Below are 20,699 nucleotides of genomic sequence, written 5' to 3'. Positions count from 1 at the left end.
ATGCAAGGCCGAAAGCGTCGATCCGCGCGACCGGAGGTCACTGAAAGCGTTGCCGTGTCTCTCCAAAAGTGATATCACTTTCATATCGAAATGGAGGGCTGAATGACCGACCACCGCACAATCTCGCAGGAACGGCCTGCACAGACCGCCAACGGCATCCTGATGCTGCTGGTCGGAATGGGGCTGATCGTTCTGGGCCCCGTCATCGTCACCCAGGGCCCGGAGACGGCCCTTTACGTCGTCGGCGGCATCGTTCTGGCCGTGGTCGGACTGTTTCTGCTCTGCGGCCTCTACGCCCTGCAGCCGAACGAGGGCGCCGCCATCCTGCTGTTCGGCGCCTATCAGGGCACGGATCGCACCACGGGGCTGCGGTGGATCCTGCCCTGGTATACCCGCAAGAAGATCTCGATGCGGGCCCGCAACGTCACCTCCGACAAGCTGAAGGTGAACGACAAGCGCGGCAGTCCCGTCGAAATCGCCGCCAACGTCGTCTGGCGCGTCGAGGATTCGGCCCAGGCACTGTTCGACGTCGACGACTATCAGGCCTTCGTGAACATCCAGATCGACACGGGCCTGCGCGATATCGCCTCCCACTACGCCTATGACCATGGCGAGGAGGAGGATCACGAGAAGCGCGAACTGACCCTGCGCGCCGATGCGGAGGACGTCGCCGGCCGTCTGCGCGAGGAACTGGCCAATCGGGTCCGTGTCGCGGGCGTGGCCATCGACGAGGCCCGTCTGGCCCACCTGGCCTATGCGCCCGAGATCGCCGGGGCCATGCTGCGTCGCCAGCAGGCCGAGGCCATCCTGTCCGCTCGTCGCCTGATCGTGCGCGGCGCCGTCGGCATGGTCGAGAGCGCGCTGAAGGATCTGGGCGAGCGCGAGGTCGTGCAACTGGATGAGGACAGGAAGGCCGCGATGGTCTCCAACCTGCTGGTCGTGCTCTGCGCCGACCGCGAGGCACAGCCCGTGGTCAACACCGGCACCCTGTACGGCTAGTTCGTGGCCAAGGTCAGGAAGCCCTTTCTGATGCGTGCCTCGGCCGGGGTGATGACGGCGGTCGAGCGGCTGGCGGCGGCGGAACTGCGGTCCGTGAACGCGCAGCTGGAGATTCTTCTTCGGGAATCCCTGACGCGGCGGGGGGTCGCCATCCCCCCGCCGGGCGAGGCTGATGATGACACTTGAGCTTCGCCTTTCTCAGGCGTAGGGGCGCTTCATGGTCAGGTCGAAATCGTCCGCACGCATCCAATCGAAACGGAAGCGCGTTGGAGCGAAGACCGCCCCGGAGCAAGACCCCATGAGCCTCACCGACCTCGACGTTCACGAAGGTGAGCTGCGGCTCATTCCGGGTTGGGACGAGGAGGTCGCCGAGACGCTCAGGGTCCTGAAGGCCTCCACCTCGGACCCCCGGCCGCGCATGGTGGACACCACCATGCTGTATGCGCCGCGCTCTGGCGGGGTGAAACGCTACCTCCTGTCCAAGAAGGCCTGGCTGGAGGAGAATCGCCCCGGCGTCGCCCATTCGCTGGTGGTGCCCGGCGCACAGCACCGCGCCGGACGCGACGGCATCATCCAGCTTCATGCGACCAAGCTTCCGTTCGGCGACGGCTATCGCTGGCCGTCCTCGGTGCGCCGTTGGGCCGCCTGGGTCGCGTCGATGAAGCCGTCTCTGATCGAGGCGGGCGACCCCTATACGCCGGGGCAGGGGGCGCTTGAGGCCGGTCAACGCGCCGGCTGCCCGGTCGTCGGCTTCTGCCACTCCGACCCGGCGGCCCTGGCGGCCCTGCATTTCGGCGAATGGGCCAAGAAGCCGGTCGAGAAACGCTGGGCCAGGCTGTTCGGCCAGTTCGACCGCGTCATCTCGCCCAGCCGTTTCATCGCGCGCCGCCTGGAAGAGGCCGGCATCCGCGACATCGTCATTCGCCCGCTGGGCGTGGAGATCGACACCTTCCGCCCGGATCGGGGCGATCGGAACTGGCTGCTGAAGAAGCTGGGCCTGCCCGCCAGCGCCCGCCTGTTGTGCTTCGCCGGTCGTCCGGCGCGCGAGAAGAACATCGACGTCCTGATCGAGGCGGTCCAGAAACTGGGCGCCCCCTATCATCTGGTCCTGGTTGGGGCGGGGCAGGGGATGCCCGCCGAGGACCGCGTCATCGCCCTGCCTTACGAGCGCGATCCCAAGGCCGTGGCCCGTATCGTCGCCAGCTGCGACGCCTTCGTCCACGCCAACGACAAGGAGCCCTTCGGCCTGATCGTGCTGGAGGCCATGGCCTGCGGTCGCCCGGTCGTAGGGGTCAACGCCGGCGGCGTGGCCGAGACGGTCAACGACAACGTGGGACAGCTCTCCCGTAGCGCCGACCCCGACCACTACGCCCAGGCCATCGAGGCCCTGTTCGAACGCGACATCGAGGCCATCGGCGCGGCCGCCCGCGTCCACACGGTCGAGACCTTCGCCTGGAACCGCGTCTTCGAGGATCTGTGCATGACCTACGGCGAGGTCAGCGGGAAGGCGGAGTTCGTGACGCCGGGTGAGGCGCTGGCGGTTCACTGAGGCGTCGGTGTTCCCCGAAGTATTGGGACCAAGGCGTCTGACAGTCTCAGGTCGATCGTTTGCCAGAGTTCTAACGGCTCAGCGCTAGCCAGAGATAGCCTGCTGCCGTGCGTATGCTCGGCCAGCCGACAAGCGTCGCAACTGCAAACGCTGAGCAGGCACCGCCTATCTCCCAAATCCAGAAGCTCAAGCGTCGGGCTCCCGTGATTCGGGGACTCAATCTTGAGATATCGCTGTGAAAGGCATGGAGGCGTTCAGCTGTGTCACTAGTCGTAGCAATCAGGGTGGGCTGCTCTATGCCAGCGAGACCCAATTTCTCGTATTCGCTGGGTGGATTGGGTGGTTGAGGCGTGTGGGTCGTCCCTGAAGCGATTGCTTGTGCGATCTACGTGGCAATTTCGGACGCGCGAGGGGGAAGCGACTGCCCAGGCTGTTGCGGCGCTTCGCCGGGTTCGGACAGATAGCGTATCAAGCCGTCCTTAATTGCTTGAAGGACATGCGGCTCGCCCGGCCCCACGAAACTGTAAGATTTTAGATATTTTTCCAACGCTTCAGCGTGAATTTCGGCACTCTTTGCGTATTGCGTTGCGGACGTTTCTAGTCCTGCAACTACGTTGGCTGCTCTCCGGTGAAGGTCCTCCAAAGACCGCTCCAACTGGCCTAGGCCGGTCCCCAAGAGTTGTTTCGAGTTTATAAGTAGGGCTGATTGAGCCTCTAGTAGAAAACCCGCCAGGTAATACAATCCACCCAGCCAGAGCATCCAGCGAACAACTGCCGTTGTGAGCTCGATATCAAGCCACCCTGAATGAATTGTGTGTTTACCCGCGGGAACGCCTAGCCCCAAAAGAGCGAAAGCAGCCGAAAAGACCAAAACCGTCCGCTTAAGACGGTGAAACGTCTCCGGCAAGTGCATGTCGAGCGGCTGATCGGTCATGCTAGCGAGGCCTAGGGTCCAGACTCATAACCACCAGACGATGATGGCCGCGAGGGCGACGGCGGCTGCGTATGTGCAGGCGAGCTTGTCGTATCGAGTGGCGACGCGGCGGAAGTCCTTGATACGGCAGAAGGCGCGCTCGACGAGGTTCCTTCGCTTGTAAGGCTCGGGGTCGAAGGGGTGCAGTCGCTTGCGATAAGGCGCGTTGGGGATGACCGGGGTCGTGCCTCGCGCCCGCAGCAGGCGTCTCAGGACGTCGCTGTCGTAGGCCCGGTCGGCGGCGAGGGTCGCTGACGCGGGCGCGGCCTGGATCAGGTCGGCCGCGACCGGTGCGTCGCCGCGCTGGCCGGGCGTGATCATGAAGGCGACGAGCCGCCCCAATCCATCGACCAGGGCGTGCAGCTTGGTGGTCGGCCCGCCGCGCGAGCGACCTATGCCGTTGGCCGAAGCCCCCCCTTTCCGCCCGTCGCCGAGCGGTGAGCCTTGGCCCAGGTCGAGTCCAGCATCAGCTCGGCCGGCGGCCCGCCCGACGCCGCCAACTCTTCGAACGCCCTCATCCAGACGCCCGCCTTGGCCCAACGGACCCAGCGATTGTAGAGCGTCTTGCGAGGGCCGTAGATCGGCGGCGCATCGATCCAGCGCCCGCCGCTGATCAGCACATGAACGATTCCCGAGATCACCCGTCGATCATCGACCCGGGGCACGCCACGAGGCTTGCTCGGCAGAAACGGCCGAAGCCGCTCGAACTGAGCATCCGTCAACCAGAACTCTGAAGCCATGTTCGTCCTCCTGCCTCAAAGCAGGGAATCACGCTTCGCCCGATCTGGGAATCCCGCTTATGGGTCTGGACCCTAAAACGCTTCGCGACCTACGGCAACGCTAAGGCGCAGGCGGGGCGCGCCACTTCTTCTGATTTCATTGTAAGAAGAAGTGGCGCGAGTGACGGGGCTCGAACCCGCGACCTCCGGCGTGACAGGCCGGCACTCTAACCAACTGAGCTACACCCGCGTTTCCCGTCGGCGGTGCAGTGCGCCGCGGCGAGGGGCGTCGTTTAGGCGGGGGGGCTGTTCCCTGTCAACGACCATTCGGACGATTTCGACAGATTTTTCCGTTGTCCGAAAATCCCTCCGTGGACCCTGAAAAACAGCCGATTTCTGCGAACCGTTCTCAACAAAAATCCTTTCGCCGCATGGGTTTGAACCCGGCCGAGGTTGGGTCTAGAAAGCGCCGAATCCGCCGCCCTCCCTCGCGGCCTGGACCCAATTCTATGAACGCATTTCTTCTCCAGTATCTGCCGATCGTGATCTTCGTGGCCATCGCCGTGGTGATCGGGGTCGGTTTCATGGTCGCGTCGTGGGCCATGGCTCCCACCAGCCCCGACTCGGAAAAGCTCTCGGCCTACGAATGCGGCTTCAACGCCTTCGATGACGCCCGGATGAAGTTCGACGTGCGGTTCTATCTCGTGTCGATCCTGTTCATCATCTTCGACCTGGAAGTGGCCTTCCTGTTCCCCTGGGCCGTGTCGATGTTCGACCTCAGCCACGCGGGCATGGTCTTCGCCTTCTGGTCGATGATGGCCTTCCTGGGCGTGCTGACGGTCGGCTTCATCTACGAATGGAAGAAGGGCGCGCTGGAATGGCAGTGACTCCTCCCGCCGGCGGTCTGATCGCCCCGTCCTCGCCTTTGCCCACGGCCTACGGCCAGGGCGCGCGTTCGACGGTTCAAGGCTATGACCCCAAGATCCACGACAAGTTCTTCGAGGCGGTCAACACCGAGGTCAACGAGCAGGGCTTCCTGACGACCTCGCTGGACGACGTCATCAACTGGGCCCGCACGGGCTCGCTGATGTGGATGACCTTCGGTCTGGCCTGCTGCGCCGTGGAGATGATCCAGGCGTCGATGCCGCGCTACGATCTGGAGCGTTTCGGCATGGCCCCGCGCGCCAGCCCGCGTCAGTCGGACCTGATGATCGTGGCCGGCACCCTGACCAACAAGATGGCTCCGGCCCTGCGCAAGGTCTACGACCAGATGCCGGACCCGCGCTACGTCCTGTCCATGGGCTCCTGCGCCAACGGCGGCGGCTACTACCACTACAGCTACAGCGTGGTTCGGGGTTGCGACCGGATCGTGCCGGTCGACGCTTACGTGCCGGGTTGCCCGCCGACGGCGGAGGCCCTGGTCTATGGCCTGCTGCAGCTGCAGAAGAAGATCCGCCGCACCGGGACGATCGAGCGATGAACGGTTCTCTCGCCGCCGTGGCGCGCAATACCGAAGTCCTGACCCCGCTGGGTCAGGAGATGGTCGCCGAGCTTCAGGTCGATGCGACCGTGGCCTTTGGTGAACTGACGATCACCTGCCATCGCGACCGGATCATCGAGGTCCTGACGTCCTTGCGCGACCGTTTCGGCTTCCAGCAGCTGATGGACGTCTGCGGCGTGGACTATCCGGATCGGGCCGAGCGGTTCGACGTGGTCTATCACCTGCTCAGCCTGACGCGGAACGCCCGCATCCGGGTCAAGGTGACGACCGACGAGGTCCAGGCCGTCCCTAGCGCCATTCCGGTCTATCCGTCGGCCGGCTGGTTCGAGCGCGAGGCGTTCGACATGTACGGCATGCTGTTCTCGGGCCACCCGGATCTGCGCCGGATGCTGACCGACTACGGCTTCCAGGGGCATCCGCTCCGCAAGGACTTCCCGATGACCGGCTATGTCGAGGTCCGGTACGACGAAGAGCAGAAGCGGGTCGTCTACGAACCCGTCAAGCTGACGCAGGAGTTCCGCAACTTCGACTTCCTGTCCCCCTGGGAAGGCGCCGAGTATCCCGCGCCGGTCCTGCCGGGCGATGAGAAGGCCGCAGGCTCCGCCGGCACGCCTTCGGGAGGCAAGGCCTGATGGCTGACGACATGAAGATCGCCAACGCGACCCCCGATCGCGCCTCTCTGGACGTGGTCTCCGACGACCTGGGTCACATCTCGCACGGCGTGGACGCCTTCGCGGACTACCGCACCGACCACGCCAAGGAGATGGACGACCGCAAGTTCACCATCAACTTCGGCCCGCAACACCCGGCCGCGCACGGCGTGCTGCGTCTGGTGCTGGAGCTGGACGGCGAGGTGGTCGAACGCGTCGATCCGCACATCGGCCTGCTGCACCGCGGAACCGAGAAGCTGATGGAGGCGCGCACCTACCTCCAGAACATCCCGTATTTCGACCGTCTCGACTACGTGTCGCCGATGAACCAGGAGCACGCCTTCTGCCTGGCCATCGAGCGTCTGCTCGAGATCGAGGTGCCGTATCGCGCCCAGCTGATCCGCGTCCTGTATTGCGAGATCGGGCGGATCCTGAACCACCTGATGAACATCACGACCCAGGCGCTGGACGTCGGGGCCCTGACGCCGCCTCTGTGGGGCTTCGAGCCGCGCGAGAAGCTGATGGTCTTCTACGAGCGGGCCTGCGGCGCGCGTCTGCACGCCAACTACTTCCGCCCCGGCGGCGTCCACCAGGACCTGCCGATGGCCCTGATCGACGACATCGGCCGCTTCTGCGCCGACTTCCCCAAGGACCTCGACGACATCGAGGCCCTGGTCACCGAAAACCGCATCTACAAGCAGCGCAACGTCGACATCGGCGTGGTGTCGAAGCAGCAGGCCCTGGATTGGGGCTTCTCCGGCGTGATGATCCGCGGCTCGGACATTCCGTGGGACCTGCGCAAGTCGCAGCCTTACGAGTGCTACGCCGAGCTGGAGTTCGACATCGTCGTCGGCAAGAACGGCGACTGCTGGGACCGTTACCTGTGCCGCGTCGAAGAGATGAAGCAGTCGCTCCACATCATGGAGCAGTGCATTCACAAGCTGCGCAACTGTCCGGGCGACCCAGTCATGGTCGAGGACAACAAGATCGTGCCGCCCAAGCGCGGTGAGATGAAGCGTTCGATGGAAGCCCTGATCCATCACTTCAAGCTCTACACCGAAGGCTTCCACACGCCGGAAGGCGAGGTCTACGCCGCCGTCGAGGCGCCCAAGGGCGAGTTCGCCGTCTATCTGGTCTCGGACGGCACCAACAAGCCTTACCGCTGCAAGATTTCGGCCCCCGGCTTCCGTCACCTCCAGGCGATGGACTGGATGAACCGCGGCCACATGCTGGCCGACGTCTCCGCCATCCTGGGCTCGCTCGACATCGTTTTCGGAGAAGTGGACCGATGAGCGTTCGTCGTCTCGCCAAAGACCAACCCGCCTCGTTCGCCTTCGCCAAGGCGACCAAGACCAAGCTGGACTGGTGGATCCAGAAATACCCCGAAGACCGTCGCCAGTCGGCGGTGATCCCGGGCCTGTGGCTGATCCAGAAGCAGGAAGGCTGGGTCTCGGAGCCTGCCATCCGCACGCTCGCCGACTACCTCGGCATGGCCTACATCCGGGTGCTGGAGGTCGCGACCTTCTACACCATGTTCATGCTGGAGCCGGTCGGCTCGGCCGCCCTGATCCAGGTCTGCGGCACCACGCCCTGCATGCTGCGCGGCTCGGGCGAGCTGATGAAGGTCTGCAAGAGCCGCATCGGTCCGAAACAGACCCTGTCGGCCGACGGCAAATTCTACTGGGAAGAGGTCGAGTGCCTGGGCGCCTGCGTCAACGCCCCGATGGCCATGGTCAACGACTACTATTTCGAAGACCTGACCGCCGCCGACATGAACCAGATCATCGACGACTTCGCCGCCGGCAAGTCGCCGAAGCCGGGCCCGCGCGTCGATCGCGTCAACTCGGCGCCGGAGGGCGGGGCCCAGACCCTGACCGATCCGAAGCTGTATGACGGCTCGGCCGCCAAGCCGATCAAGAAGCTGCCGAACTCGGAGCCTGTCTCCGCGTGACCCTGAGCCCGCCCGACCTCGACACCGAAGAAGGCCGCGCCGCCTACAGGGCGGAGCTGCGCGCCGTCGCCCTGCCGCTGCGCTGGACGGGGCTGGCCCTGATCCTGCTGGCCGCGCTCTTCTGTGTCGGCGCCTCGCGCGGGTTCATGGGCCTGCCCGAGGGTTCGGTCGTGATCGGCTACGGCCTTCTGGCCGCCGGCTGGGCTCTGGTGATCGCCACCACCTTCCTTCGCAATCGTCATCACCGCCGCCGCATGGCCGAGCTGGACGGAGCCGCCCGATGAGCGCGCGTCCCGTTGTCGGCGAACCGTCGCGCGTGCGTGCGATGATCGTTCCAGTATCCGTGATCTCAAGACGTTCGGGGGACCGTCGTGACATCGAAACATCCGAAGCGCGGCGTCGCCGGCCTGTTCATGGCCAATCTGATGGGCGCCAGCGCCCTGCCGCTGGGCGGGGCCGCGGCCCAGCCCGCGACACCAACACCCGCCGCGCCGTCCCCTCCGTCTTCTCCCGCCGGTTCCCCGAATGCGCCTGATCAGACACCCCCAAATTCAAGCGGCCAGCGTCCGCCTCCGCCAGACGAGCGCCGCACCGGCGACCGTCGCAGCGAACTCTCGCGCCCGCGCGGCAAGGGCGTCGGCGGCAACGGCCGTGGAGGGCCTCCGCTGATGGCTGGTCTGTTGCAAGACAAGGATCGCATCTTCACCAACCTGTACGGCCTCCAGGACTGGGGTCTGGAAGGGGCGAAGAACCGCGGCTGCTGGAACGCGACCAAGGACATGCTGGACATGGGCCGCGACTGGCTCATCACCAACGTCAAGAACTCCGGCCTGCGCGGTCGCGGCGGCGCCGGCTTCTCCACGGGTCTGAAGTGGTCCTTCATGCCCAAGGAGGTGAAGGATCGTCCGCACTATCTCGTCGTCAACGCCGACGAGTCCGAGCCCGGCACCTGCAAGGACCGGGAGATCATGCGTCATGATCCCCACCTGCTGATCGAAGGCTGCCTGATCGCCTCCTTCGCGATGCAGGCCCACGCCTGCTACATCTATCTGCGTGGCGAGTACGTCCTCGAGCGCGAGCGGATGGAAGCCGCCGTCAAGCAGGCCTACGAGGCCAAGCTGATCGGCAAGAACAACGTCCACGGCTGGGACTTCGACGTCTACATCCACCACGGGGCGGGCGCTTACATCTGCGGTGAAGAGACCGCGCTTCTGGAATCGCTGGAAGGCAAGAAGGGTCAGCCGCGCCTGAAGCCGCCGTTCCCCGCCGGCGCGGGCCTCTATGGCTGCCCGACCACCGTGAACAACGTCGAATCCATCGCCGTCGTCGGCACCATCCTGCGTCGCGGCGCCGACTGGTTCGCCGGCTTCGGCCGTCCGAACAACACGGGCACCAAGCTGATGTCGATCAGCGGCCACGTGAACAAGCCGTGCAATGTCGAAGAGGCCATGTCGATCCCGCTGCGCCAGCTGCTGGAAGAGCATTGCGGCGGCGTGCGCGGCGGCTGGGATAACCTTAAGGCCGTGATCCCGGGCGGCGTCTCCGTCCCGCTCATCACGCGCGAGATGTCCGAGACGGCCCTGATGGACTTCGACAGCCTGCGCGACATGCGCTCGGGTCTGGGCACCGCGGCGGTCATCGTCATGGACCAGTCGACCGATCTGGTGAAGGCGATCGCCCGCATCAGCTATTTCTACAAGCATGAGAGCTGCGGCCAGTGTACGCCGTGCCGCGAAGGCACCGGCTGGATGTGGCGCGTGCTGGAACGCATGGCCGTGGGCGAGGCCGATCCGTCGGAGATCGACCTCCTGCTCGACGTCGCCGGTCAGGTCGAGGGCCACACCATCTGCGCCCTCGGCGACGCCGCCGCCTGGCCGGTCCAGGGCCTGATCCGTCACTTCCGTCACGAGATCGAGGACCGCATCGCCTCCTACCGCACCCGCCGCGCGAACTTCGCCGGCCACGCCATCGCGGCGGAGTAGGGGATGCGGACCGCGCTCATCCTGACTGTGGCGATCGCCTCCCTGGCCGCGTGCAACCGCGCGCCGGAGAAGGCCGAGCCGACGCCTTCGGAGATCGTCGCTGAAAAGGCGCCGGCGTCCGACGCCGTGGCCGTGACGCCCGCCGTCCTGACGGCCGTCGACCTGCGCCGCGTGTGCAAGGCCGGCCTCGCCGCCATCCACGGCCAGGAGGTTGCGGCCATCGAGATCACCGGCATCGAGGGTCAGATCGTCAACGCCCAGTGGCGCGCCCCCGTCGACGGCGGCGTGATGAAGGCCCAGTGCCGCGCCGCCGACGGCATGGTGGTCTGGAAGCCGCTCGACCTGCCCGATCCCGCCTCCGTGCGGTGGATGAATGAAGCCGGTGATCCGGTCGTGCTCTACGCCATCCGCGGCGACGAGATCGCGATCACCCAGACGTTGCCTGATGGCACGACGCAGACGGCCACCGAGGTCGTCCGCGCTGAAGAAGAGGTCCGCTGATGCCCGTCGCCAAGGTCAACGGCGTCGAAACCGAGTTCGAGCCCGGCATGACCGTGCTCCAGGTCGCCGAGCGCGCCGGGCACGAAATCCCGCGCTTCTGCTACCACGAGCGGCTTTCGATCGCCGGCAACTGCCGCATGTGCCTGGTCGAGGTGAAGCCCGGACCGCCGAAGCCCCAGGCCTCGTGCGCCCTGCCGGCCGCCGAGAACCAGGAAATCTTCACCGACACGCCGATGGTGAAGAAGGCCCGCGAAGGGGTGATGGAGTTCCTGCTCATCAACCACCCGCTGGATTGCCCGATCTGCGACCAGGGCGGCGAATGCGACCTGCAGGACCAGGCCATGGGCTATGGCCGCGACGGTTCTCGCTATGCCGAGAACAAGCGCGCGGTCGAAGAAAAGCACATGGGTCCGACCATCAAGACCTTCATGACGCGCTGCATCCAGTGCACCCGTTGCGTGCGCTTCATCAGTGAAGTGGCCGGCGCGCCGGACATCGGCATGATCTCGCGCGGCGAGGACGCCGAGATCACCACCTATCTGGAACAGGCCGTGGGCTCCGAACTGTCGGGCAACGTCAACGACCTGTGCCCGGTCGGCGCCCTGACGCACCGTCCGTGGCAGTACCACTACCGTCCGTGGGAGCTTAAGCGGACCGAGACCATCGACGTCATGGACGCCCTGGGCTCCAACATCTCGGCCCAGTCCAAGGGCGCCGAGGTCATGCGCATCCTGCCGCGCGTGCATGAGGGCATCAACGAGGAGTGGCTGGCCGACAAGAGCCGCTACGTCGTCGACGGCCTGCAGGCCCGCCGCCTGGACCGTCCCTATGTCCGCGAGAACGGCAAGCTGCGCGCCGCCTCGTGGGACGAGGCCCTGAACGCCGTCGCCGAGAAGCTGAAGGCCGCCAAGCCGGAGAAGATCGGCGTCGTCGCCGGCGACCTGCAGGACGCGGAATCGATGAAGGCGGCGCTGGACCTGTACCGCGCCCTGGGCTCGGCCAACACCGACTGCCGCCAGGACGGCTCGGCTCTGGGCCACGGCCCGCGTGAGGGCTGGCTGTTCAACACCGGCCTGCAAGGCCTTGAAAACGCAGACTCCATCCTGCTGGTGGGCGTCAATCCGCGCACCGAGGCGCCGCTGCTGAACCAGCGGATCCGCAAGAGCTGGCTGGCCGGCAAGACCAGCGTCGGCGTCATCGGCGACGTCGCCGACCTGACCTACGACTTCGATGTCGTCGGTCGCGGCACCAAGACCCTGTCGAAGCTGCCGAAGGCCGCGACCGACGCCCTGACCAATGCCGAACGTCCCGCCATCGTGGTGGGGGAGGGCGCCCTGCGCGGCCCGAACGGCGCCACCGTCCTGCAACAGCTGGGCAAGCTGGCCGCCAAGGTCGGCGTGGTGAAGGACGGCTGGAACGGCTTCAACGTCCTGCACTCGGCCGCCGCCCGCGTCGGCGGTCTGGACATGGGCTTCATCCCGGCGAACGGCGGCCTGACGGCCCACGAGATGGTTCAGAAGGGCGCGCTGGACGTGCTGTTCCTGCTCGGCGCCGACGAGATCGAGACCGGCCCGTCCAAGGCCTTCAAGGTCTATCTGGGCAGCCACGGCGACCGCGGCGCCCACACCGCCGACGTCATCCTGCCGGGCGCCGCCTGGACCGAGAAGTCGGGCCTCTACGTCAACACCGAGGGTCGGGTTCAGATGGGCGAACGCGCCGTCTTCCCGAAGGGCCAGGCGAAGGAAGACTGGGCCATCATCCGCGCCCTGTCGGAACGCGTCGGCCACACCCTGCCGTACGACACCCTGGATCAACTGCGCTCGAAACTGATGGCGGACCACCCGACCTTCGGCCGCATCGACTACCTGGCCCCGGCCGGTTCGTTCGATGTCGCGAGCCTGGGCGCCAAGGGCGAGCTGGGCGATGTCGTCCTGACCTCGGCCGTGGTCGACCCCTATCTGAACAACCCGATCGCGCGCGCCAGCGCGACGATGGCCGAGCTCAGCGCCCAGCGCATGGCTCCGGCCCTGCTGGCGGCGGAGTAGACGCATGGAACCGAACTTCTGGACCACGCCGCTCGGCTGGACCCTGGCCACCACGGGCGCCGTTCTGCTGGTGACCGTCGGCGTCCTGATCGCCGTCGCCTTCCTGCTCTTGGCCGACCGCAAGATCTGGGCGGGCGTGCAGATGCGCAAGGGCCCGAACGTCGTCGGCCCCTTCGGCCTGCTTCAGTCCTTCGCGGACATGATCAAGTTCGTGCTGAAGGAGATCGTCGTCCCGGCCGGCGCCGACAAGGTCGTCTTCCTGCTGGCCCCGGTGATCACCGTGCTGACGGCCTTCATCGTCTGGGCCGTCATTCCGTTCGCCCCGGGCTGGGTCATCTCGGACCTGAACGTCGGCATCCTCTACGTCTTCGCCATCTCCTCGATGGGCGTCTACGGCATCATCATGGGCGGCTGGGCTTCGAACTCGAAGTATCCGTTCCTGGGTTCGCTGCGTTCGGCGGCCCAGATGGTGTCCTATGAAGTCTCCATCGGCCTGATCATCATCAACGTCATCCTCTTGGCCGGTACGATGAACCTGTCGGACATCGTGTCCTCGCAGGAAGGCTGGATCTGGAACTGGTACGTCTTCGGCGGCGGCGTCGAGACCTGGCCCCTGGTCGTGGTCATGATCCCGATGATGATCATGTTCTTCGTCTCGGCCCTGGCCGAAACCAACCGCCCGCCCTTCGACCTGCCCGAGGCCGAGTCCGAACTCGTGGCCGGCTATCAGGTCGAGTATTCGTCGACGCCCTATCTGCTGTTCATGATGGGCGAGTACGTGAACATCATCTTCATGTGCGCGATGATCTCGATCCTGTTCTTCGGCGGCTGGAACCCCGGCTTCCCGATCGACTTCGCCGCCGAGTGGCCGCCCTTCCTGGTCAACCTGCTGCTGTTCTTCGTCTTCTTCGCCAAGATCGTCTTCTGGTTCTTCATGATCTCGCTGGTGAAGGCCTTCGTGCCTCGCTACCGCTACGATCAGCTGATGCGCCTGGGCTGGAAGATCTTCCTGCCGACCTCGCTGGTGGCCGTGGTGATCACCTCGGCCTGGCGCGTCTTCGCGGTGGGGTCATGATCCGCATGGCCCTCATCGCCGTCACCGCCGCCACCCTGGCCGGCTGCACCTTCCCGCAGCCGTATGAAGACCTGCCCAACTCGCCGTACCAGTGGCAGCGCCGCCAGGAAGGCATCGAGCGCCGCGAGGCCGAGCGCCAGCGCCTGTGCGCCATCATGAACAAGGACACGGCGCGGTACGAACGCGACTGCACCCGTCCGGGAGACCCCGTCCGATGATCACCCGTATCGCCCAGGCCGCCAAGGGCGCGATGATGCTGGACCTGTTCGGCGCCATCGGCCTGTCGCTCAAGTACATGGCCAAGCCCAAGTACACGGTGAACTATCCGTTCGAGCGGAACCCCCAGTCGCCGCGCTTCCGGGGCGAGCATGCGCTCCGTCGCTACGCGAACGGCGAGGAACGCTGCATCGCCTGCAAACTGTGCGAGGCCATCTGCCCCGCCCAGGCCATCACGATCGAGTCGGAGCCCCGCTCGGACGGCAGCCGCCGCACGACCCGCTACGACATCGACATGGTCAAATGCATCTACTGTGGCCTGTGCCAGGAGGCCTGCCCGGTGGACGCCATCGTCGAGGGACCGAACTCAGAGTTCGCCACCGAGACGCGCGAGGAACTCTACTACGACAAGGCCCGACTGCTGGATAATGGCGACCGCTGGGAACGGCAGATCGCCAAGAATCTGGAACTCGACGCCCCCTATCGCTAAACGAAGCGCGCGATTCCTTAAGGGCTCGCCGCACAACCGACTGAAAGGGGCATCGTCCCTCCCATGCTGCAAGGCATAGCGTTCTATCTGATGGCGGCGACGGCCGTGGTCTCCGGCCTTCTGGTCGTGACCGCGCGCAACCCCGTGCACTCGGTCCTGTGGCTGATCCTGGCCTTCTTCTCGTCGGCGGGTCTGTTCGTCCTCCTGGGCGCCGAGTTCCTGGCGATGCTGCTGGTGGTCGTCTACGTCGGCGCCGTCGCGGTGCTGTTCCTGTTCGTGGTCATGATGCTGGACGTCGACTTCGTCCGCCTGCGAGAGGGATATGCGACCTATCTGCCGCTGGCCGCGATCGTGGCGGGCATCCTGCTGGCCGAGATGATCATGATCTCGATCGTGGTGGTCCAGGGCGGAGCGGCCGCCGATGCGACGGCCCCGGCCGTGGCGACCGCCGAGATGTCGAACATCGAGGCCATCGGCCGGGTGCTCTACACGGACTACATCTACTTCTTCCAGGCGGCCGGCATCGTCCTGCTGATCGCGATGATCGGCGCCATCGTCCTGACCCTGCGCAAGCGGACCTCGGTCCGTCGCCAGGACCCGGGCGCCCAGACCAACCGCGACCGCAAGACGGCGATCGAGATCAAGGGCGTCGTCACCGGCGTCGGCGTCACCGGCGAGGAGCTGCGCTGATGGAAGTCACCCTGCAGCACTATCTGGCGGTGGCGGCGATGCTGTTCACCATCGGGGTCTTCGGCATCTTCGTGAACCGCAAGAACGTCATCATCATCCTGATGTCGGTCGAGCTGATCCTCCTGGCCGTGAACATCAATTTCGTCGCCTTCTCGACCTACCTGAACGACGTGTCGGGGCAGATCATGGCGATGTTCGTCCTGACGGTCGCCGCCGCGGAGGCCGCCGTCGGCCTCGCCATCCTGGTGACCTTCTTCCGTAATCGCGGCGACATCGCCGTCGACGACGCCAGCGTGATGAAGGGCTGATCGTGTCTCTCGAACTGCTCGTCACCCTGGGCGTCTTCGCCCCGCTGCTCGGCGCCGCCGTCGCCGGCTTCTTCGGCCGCCGCATCGGCAACATTCCTTCGCAGGCGGTCACGACCGGCCTGCTCTTCTTCTCGTGCTTCGTCGCCTGGACGGTCTTCAGCCAGTGGACCTGGGGCCACCTGGAGGCCTTCACGGTCACCGTCTCGCCCTTCATCAACGTGGGCGACTTCCAGTCCAACTGGTCGATCCGCGTGGACGCCCTGTCGGCGACCATGCTGGTCGTGGTGACCAGCGTCTCGTCCCTCGTCCACCTCTATTCCTGGGGGTACATGGCCGAGGACGATAGCAAGCCGCGCTTCTTCGCCTATCTGTCCCTCTTCACCTTCGCCATGCTGATGCTGGTGACGGCCGCCGACTTCATGCAGCTGTTCTTCGGCTGGGAAGGGGTGGGCCTGGCCTCCTATCTGCTGATCGGCTTCTGGTTCAAGAAACCGACCGCTTCGGCCGCCGCCATCAAGGCCTTCGTGGTCAACCGCGTCGGCGACTTCGGCTTCGCGCTCGGCATCATCACCGTCTTCTGGATGTTCGGCACGATCCAGTTCGCCGAACTGTTCCCGATGATCTCGGCCAAGGCCGGTACGGGCTGGGAGTTTCTGGGCCACACCTGGTCGGCGCTCGACCTGGCGGGCTTCCTCCTGTTCATCGGCGCGATGGGCAAGTCGGCGCAGTTCTTCCTGCACACCTGGCTGCCGGACGCCATGGAAGGCCCGACGCCCGTGTCCGCCCTGATCCACGCGGCGACCATGGTCACCGCCGGCGTCTACATGGTCTGCCTGCTGAGCCCGATCTACGAGTATGCGCCCACGGCGTCCCTGATCATCGCCATCATCGGCGCGGTCACGGCCCTGTTCGCCGCGACGGTCGGTCTGATGCAGAACGACATCAAGCGGGTCATTGCCTATTCGACCTGTTCGCAGCTCGGCTACATGTTCTTCGCCGCCGGCGTCGGTGTGTACGAGTCGGCCATGTTCCACCTGTTCACCCACGCCTTCTTCAAGGCGCTGCTGTTCCTGGGCGCGGGCTCGGTGATCCACGGCATGCACCACGAGCAGGACATGCGGAAGATGGGCGGTCTGTGGAAGCTGCTGCCCGTGACCTATGCGGTCATGATGATTGGCACCATCGCCATCACCGGCCTGGGCATTCCGGAAATCGGCGGCTTCGCCGGCTTCTACTCCAAGGACTCGATCATCGAGAGCGCCTTCGCGGCGGCGACCAGCGGCCATTCGCCGGCCGGCTATTTCGCCTTCGTCGTCGGCATCCTGGCGGCCTGCCTGACCAGCTACTATTCGTGGCGCCTGATCTTCATGACCTTCCACAACAAGCCGCAGTGGACGGAAGAAGCCATGGCCGCGCACGCGCACGACCCCCATCACGCTCATGGGCACGACGATCACGCCTCGCACGCCCAGATCGAAACCCACTCCGAGCCGGACGCGCACGACGACCACGCCCACGACGATCACCACCATGGCCCGCTGCGCCCGCACGAAAGCCCCCCGGTGATGCTGGTCCCGCTGGTCCTGCTGTCGCTCGGCGCCATCGCGGCCGGCTTCGTCTTCGCGCCGTACTTCATCGGCGACTATGAAGGTGAGTTCTGGCGCGGCGCCATCTTCTCGGGCGTGGACAACCACGTTCTGCACGAGAGCCACAGTGTGCCCAAATGGGTGAAGTGGTCGCCGCTGATCGTGACCCTGCTGGGGGCCTTCATCGCCTTCTACTACTACGTCCTGCGTGAAGGTCTGGCCAAGCGCATGGCCGTCAACCAGGGCCCGCTGTGGAGCTTCCTCTACAACAAGTGGTACTTCGACGAGCTCTACAACGTGCTCTTCGTGAAGGGCGCCAAGGGCCTCGGCGATCTGTTCTGGAAGATCGGCGACGTGAAGATCATCGACGGGCTGGGGCCGAACGGCGCCGCCTGGGCTTCGCTGAAATCCGCCGCGCGACTGGCCAAGATCCAGTCCGGCTATGTCTATCACTATGCGTTCGTGATGCTGCTCGGCGTGGCCGGTCTGCTCGCCTTCGCCATCTACGCCTGGGGCGCATAAGATGGGTGCGATCCCCAATATCCTGAGCGTGGTCACCTTCCTGCCGCTGGTCGGCGCGTTGCTGATCGTGCTGGCCAAGCTGACGGCCAAGTCGAACGAAGAAAACATCGCCCGCTGGGTGGCCCTGATCACGACCCTGGTCGTGCTGGCGGTCTCCACCGTGCTGGTGTTGCAGTTCGACTCATCGAACCCGGCCTATCAGTTCGTGGAGAACTACGTCTGGTTCGCAGGCGCCAGCTACCACCTGGGCGTCGACGGGGTCTCGATCCTGTTCGTCCTCCTGACCGCCTTCCTGATGCCGATCTGCATCCTGTCGAGCTGGAAGTCGGTGGAGGAGCGCGTCGGCGACTACATGATCGCCTTCCTGGTGCTGGAGACCCTGGTCATCGGCGTCTTCACTTCGCTGGATCTGTTCCTCTTCTACATCTTCTTCGAGGGCACCCTGGTTCCGATGTTCATCATCATCGGCGTCTGGGGCGGTCAGAACCGCATCTACGCGGCCTACAAGTTCTTCCTCTACACCCTGCTCGGGTCCGTCCTGATGCTCCTGGCCATGCTGTGGATGGCCAACGAGGCCGGCACCACCAGCATTCCGGCGCTCAAGGAATACGCCTTCAGCCCCTGGGCCCAGTCGATCCTGTGGCTGGCCTTCTTCGCCTCCTTCGCGGTGAAGATGCCGATGTGGCCGGTCCACACCTGGCTGCCGGACGCCCACGTTCAGGCGCCCACGGCGGGCTCGGTCATCCTGGCCGGCATCCTGCTGAAGCTCGGCGGCTACGGCTTCATCCTGTTCAACGTGCCGATGTTCCCGGATGCGTCGATCCAGTACCAGCCGCTGGTCTTCACCCTGTCGGTGATCGCCATCGCCTACACCTCGCTGGTCGCCTTCCGTCAGACGGACATCAAGAAGCTGATCGCCTATTCGTCGGTCGCCCACATGGGCTTCGTGACCATGGGCATCTTCGCCGGCAACGCCCAGGGCATGCAGGGCGCCGTCTTCCAGATGCTGAGCCACGGCCTGATCTCGGGCGCGCTCTTCCTCTGCGTCGGCGTCGTCTACGACCGGATGCACACGCGTGAGATCGCCTTCTACGGCGGTCTGACGAACCGGATGCCCTGGTACGCCGCCATCTTCCTGATGTTCACCATGGCCAACGTCGGCCTTCCGGGCACCTCGGGCTTCATCGGGGAAATCCTGACGATGACCGGCGTCTACCAGGCCTCGACCTGGGCCGCCTTTGTGGCCGCGACCGGCGTCATCCTGTCGGCCGTCTACGCCCTGACCCTGTACCGCAACGTCATGTTCGGCGAGATCACCAACCCGGCCCTGGCCACGATCAAGGACATCGACCTGCGCGAGCTGGTCCTGTTCGTCCCCCTGATCGTCGGCACCATCTGGTTGGGCGTACAGCCGGACCTGGTCCTGAACTACACCGCAGCCTCCGTCGACGCCGTCGTCAACGGCTGGCAGCTCGCGACCGGCGGGTGAGAGAGAAATGCCTGACCTGTCCTACGCCCTGAACATCGCCGCTTCCGAGCTGACGCTCGCGATCGGCGCACTTGTCCTGCTGATGCTCGGCGCCTTCATCGGCGAGAAGTCGGCGCGACTGATTTCCATCCTGTCGGTGGCCCTCCTGGTCGCGGCTTCCGCCGTCGCCGCCACCGGCCCCTTGGGGACGGCGTTCAACGGCGCCTATGTCGCCGACCCCCTGGCCATCTACGCCAAGGTCGCGATCTACATCGCCTCGGCCTTCGCCGTGGTGCTGGGCGGCGGCTGGATGCAGCGGATGAACATCGCCCGTTTCGAGTTCCCGATCCTGATCGTGCTCGCCGCCGTCGGCATGGGGATGATGGTCTCCTCGGGCGACCTGATCTCCCTCTACGTCGGGGTCGAACTGCACTCGCTGGCTCTGTACGTTCTGGCCGCCTATCACCGCGACGACCTCAAGGCGTCGGAAGCGGGCCTGAAGTATTTCGTCCTCGGCGCCCTGTCGTCGGGCCTGCTGCTCTACGGCTCCAGCCTGATCTACGGCTTCGCCGGCTCGATGCGGTTCGAGGACATCGCCGCCTATGCCGCCGCCAACCCCGGCCCGGGCCTGATCTTCGGCCTGGTCTTCCTGATCTGCGGTCTGGCGTTCAAGGTTTCGGCCGCGCCCTTCCACATGTGGACGCCGGACGTCTACGAGGGCGCCCCGACGCCGGTCGTGGCCCTGTTCGCCACCGCGCCGAAGATGGCCGCCATGGTCCTGTTCGCCCGCGCCCTGTCGGAAGGCTTCCTCGGCGCCCACGACCAGTGGGCCCAGGTCCTGGTCCTCATCTGTCTGGCCAGCTTCGTGGTCGGCGCCTGGGGCGGTCTGGCCCAGAAGGACATCCAGCGTCTGCTGGCCTATTCGTCGATCGCCAACATCGGCTACGCCACCCTCGGCATCGCCGCCGGCACCGAGCAGGGCCTGCAGGCCATGGTCACCTTCATGACCCTGTACATGATCGATACCATGGGCTTCTTCGCCATCCTGCTGTCGCTCAGCCGTTCGGGCCGTCCGATCCGCAAGATCTCGGACCTCGCCGGTCTGAAGAAGGATCGTCCGCTGACGACCATCGCCATCACCATCCTGGCCCTGTCGGTGCTGGGCATGCCGCCGTTCTCGGGCTTCTGGGGCAAGTACTACGTCTTCGGCGCGGCCGCCTCGGCCGGCTACTGGATGGTCGGCGCCGCCGGTCTTGTCGCCTCGGTCGTGGCCGCCTTCTACTACCTGCGCATGATCAAGCTGATGTGGTTCGACGAGGCCCCGGAAGGCCAGCCGAAGACCGACAAGGCGCCGGTCGAGGCCCAGTGGATCGGCTGGGCCTGCGCGGCCTTCAGCTTCCCGCTGGTCATCGTCGGCCTGACCTGGCTGGAGCCCCTGACCCGTATCGCGGCGACCGGGTTCGGAGCGAGGTAG

Annotated in this window: 22 protein-coding genes and 1 tRNA gene; 20 read left to right on the top strand and 3 right to left on the bottom strand. The window is 65.5% G+C overall.

What is annotated here, in order from left to right:
* Positions 1 to 102: 102 nt before the first annotated feature.
* The 3 genes from ACETK8_RS14135 (at position 103) to ACETK8_RS14125 (ending at position 2,548) form a co-directional block, all read left to right on the top strand.
* Entirely contained in the window at positions 103 to 999 is an 897-nt protein-coding gene (locus ACETK8_RS14135) for an SPFH domain-containing protein (protein WP_374036474.1), read from the top strand.
* Between the two features lie 30 nt (positions 1,000 to 1,029).
* Positions 1,030 to 1,185, top strand: coding sequence for a hypothetical protein (locus ACETK8_RS14130; protein ID WP_374036473.1), 156 nt, complete (start codon positions 1,030 to 1,032; stop codon positions 1,183 to 1,185).
* A 112-nt stretch (positions 1,186 to 1,297) separates the two neighbouring features.
* Entirely contained in the window at positions 1,298 to 2,548 is a 1,251-nt protein-coding gene (locus ACETK8_RS14125; protein ID WP_374036472.1) for a glycosyltransferase, read from the top strand.
* A gap of 385 nt (positions 2,549 to 2,933) precedes the next feature.
* Here the strand turns inward: ACETK8_RS14125 and ACETK8_RS14120 are convergent, their stop codons facing one another.
* The 3 genes from ACETK8_RS14120 to ACETK8_RS14110 all read right to left on the bottom strand — a co-directional run bounded on the left by ACETK8_RS14120 (position 2,934) and on the right by ACETK8_RS14110 (position 4,490).
* Entirely contained in the window at positions 2,934 to 3,482 is a 549-nt protein-coding gene (locus ACETK8_RS14120) for a hypothetical protein (RefSeq protein ID WP_374036471.1), read from the bottom strand.
* A gap of 24 nt (positions 3,483 to 3,506) precedes the next feature.
* Positions 3,507 to 4,261 (bottom strand): IS5 family transposase gene (locus tag ACETK8_RS14115; RefSeq protein ID WP_374036175.1). Its coding sequence is split into 2 segments (ribosomal slippage): positions 3,507 to 3,919 and positions 3,919 to 4,261, totalling 756 coding nucleotides; the frame shifts between segments, so codons are not numbered across the junction.
* 152 nt (positions 4,262 to 4,413) lie between these two features.
* Positions 4,414 to 4,490: transfer RNA gene (locus ACETK8_RS14110), tRNA-Asp, on the bottom strand.
* A 259-nt stretch (positions 4,491 to 4,749) separates the two neighbouring features.
* Between ACETK8_RS14110 and ACETK8_RS14105 the strand changes: the two genes are divergently transcribed.
* The 17 genes from ACETK8_RS14105 to nuoN all read left to right on the top strand — a co-directional run bounded on the left by ACETK8_RS14105 (position 4,750) and on the right by nuoN (position 20,699).
* Positions 4,750 to 5,127 (top strand): NADH-quinone oxidoreductase subunit A, encoded by a 378-nt coding sequence (locus tag ACETK8_RS14105; protein ID WP_374036470.1) that lies wholly within the window; start codon positions 4,750 to 4,752, stop codon positions 5,125 to 5,127.
* Positions 5,097 to 5,720, top strand: a complete 624-nt coding sequence (locus ACETK8_RS14100; protein WP_374036469.1) for a NuoB/complex I 20 kDa subunit family protein — start codon at positions 5,097 to 5,099, stop codon at positions 5,718 to 5,720. The genes ACETK8_RS14105 and ACETK8_RS14100 overlap by 31 nt, the downstream gene beginning before the upstream one ends.
* Positions 5,717 to 6,373, top strand: a complete 657-nt coding sequence (locus tag ACETK8_RS14095; protein ID WP_374036468.1) for an NADH-quinone oxidoreductase subunit C — start codon at positions 5,717 to 5,719, stop codon at positions 6,371 to 6,373. The genes ACETK8_RS14100 and ACETK8_RS14095 overlap by 4 nt, the downstream gene beginning before the upstream one ends.
* A gap of 131 nt (positions 6,374 to 6,504) precedes the next feature.
* Positions 6,505 to 7,683: an NADH-quinone oxidoreductase subunit D gene (locus ACETK8_RS14090; RefSeq protein WP_374039408.1), complete on the top strand. Its 1,179-nt coding sequence runs from the start codon at positions 6,505 to 6,507 to the stop codon at positions 7,681 to 7,683.
* The gene (nuoE, locus tag ACETK8_RS14085) at positions 7,680 to 8,342 is read left to right on the top strand and encodes an NADH-quinone oxidoreductase subunit NuoE (RefSeq protein WP_374036467.1); all 663 of its coding nucleotides are present in this window, start codon (positions 7,680 to 7,682) and stop codon (positions 8,340 to 8,342) included. Before ACETK8_RS14090 ends, nuoE begins: the two co-directional genes overlap by 4 nt.
* Positions 8,339 to 8,626: a hypothetical protein gene (locus ACETK8_RS14080; protein WP_374036466.1), complete on the top strand. Its 288-nt coding sequence runs from the start codon at positions 8,339 to 8,341 to the stop codon at positions 8,624 to 8,626. The genes nuoE and ACETK8_RS14080 overlap by 4 nt, the downstream gene beginning before the upstream one ends.
* 384 nt (positions 8,627 to 9,010) lie before the next feature.
* Positions 9,011 to 10,324, top strand: a complete 1,314-nt coding sequence (nuoF, locus tag ACETK8_RS14075) for an NADH-quinone oxidoreductase subunit NuoF (protein WP_374039407.1) — start codon at positions 9,011 to 9,013, stop codon at positions 10,322 to 10,324.
* Positions 10,325 to 10,327: 3 nt separating this feature from the next.
* The gene (locus ACETK8_RS14070) at positions 10,328 to 10,825 is read left to right on the top strand and encodes a hypothetical protein (RefSeq protein WP_374036465.1); all 498 of its coding nucleotides are present in this window, start codon (positions 10,328 to 10,330) and stop codon (positions 10,823 to 10,825) included.
* Positions 10,825 to 12,870, top strand: a complete 2,046-nt coding sequence (nuoG, locus tag ACETK8_RS14065; protein WP_374036464.1) for an NADH-quinone oxidoreductase subunit NuoG — start codon at positions 10,825 to 10,827, stop codon at positions 12,868 to 12,870. Before ACETK8_RS14070 ends, nuoG begins: the two co-directional genes overlap by 1 nt.
* A 4-nt stretch (positions 12,871 to 12,874) precedes the next feature.
* A complete protein-coding gene (gene nuoH, locus ACETK8_RS14060) occupies positions 12,875 to 13,945 on the top strand; it encodes an NADH-quinone oxidoreductase subunit NuoH (RefSeq protein ID WP_374036463.1) in 1,071 nt (356 codons plus the stop codon).
* Positions 13,942 to 14,163 (top strand): hypothetical protein, encoded by a 222-nt coding sequence (locus tag ACETK8_RS14055; protein ID WP_374036462.1) that lies wholly within the window; start codon positions 13,942 to 13,944, stop codon positions 14,161 to 14,163. The genes nuoH and ACETK8_RS14055 overlap by 4 nt, the downstream gene beginning before the upstream one ends.
* The gene (gene nuoI, locus ACETK8_RS14050) at positions 14,160 to 14,651 is read left to right on the top strand and encodes an NADH-quinone oxidoreductase subunit NuoI (RefSeq protein WP_374036461.1); all 492 of its coding nucleotides are present in this window, start codon (positions 14,160 to 14,162) and stop codon (positions 14,649 to 14,651) included. Before ACETK8_RS14055 ends, nuoI begins: the two co-directional genes overlap by 4 nt.
* Positions 14,652 to 14,714: 63 nt before the next feature.
* Entirely contained in the window at positions 14,715 to 15,341 is a 627-nt protein-coding gene (locus ACETK8_RS14045; RefSeq protein WP_374036460.1) for an NADH-quinone oxidoreductase subunit J, read from the top strand.
* A complete protein-coding gene (nuoK, locus tag ACETK8_RS14040) occupies positions 15,341 to 15,649 on the top strand; it encodes an NADH-quinone oxidoreductase subunit NuoK (RefSeq protein WP_374036459.1) in 309 nt (102 codons plus the stop codon). The genes ACETK8_RS14045 and nuoK overlap by 1 nt, the downstream gene beginning before the upstream one ends.
* Before the next feature lie 2 nt (positions 15,650 to 15,651).
* Positions 15,652 to 17,757, top strand: coding sequence for an NADH-quinone oxidoreductase subunit L (gene nuoL / locus ACETK8_RS14035; RefSeq protein WP_374036458.1), 2,106 nt, complete (start codon positions 15,652 to 15,654; stop codon positions 17,755 to 17,757).
* Position 17,758: 1 nt separating this feature from the next.
* Positions 17,759 to 19,246 (top strand): NADH-quinone oxidoreductase subunit M, encoded by a 1,488-nt coding sequence (locus ACETK8_RS14030; protein ID WP_374036457.1) that lies wholly within the window; start codon positions 17,759 to 17,761, stop codon positions 19,244 to 19,246.
* Between the two features lie 7 nt (positions 19,247 to 19,253).
* The gene (gene nuoN / locus ACETK8_RS14025; protein ID WP_374036456.1) at positions 19,254 to 20,699 is read left to right on the top strand and encodes an NADH-quinone oxidoreductase subunit NuoN; all 1,446 of its coding nucleotides are present in this window, start codon (positions 19,254 to 19,256) and stop codon (positions 20,697 to 20,699) included.

This window comes from Brevundimonas staleyi (assembly GCF_041893865.1).
Classification (GTDB): Bacteria; Pseudomonadota; Alphaproteobacteria; order Caulobacterales; family Caulobacteraceae; genus Brevundimonas; species Brevundimonas staleyi.
The sequence above is the reverse complement of the archived record's forward strand: the minus strand, read 5'-3'. Positions and strand labels throughout refer to the sequence as shown.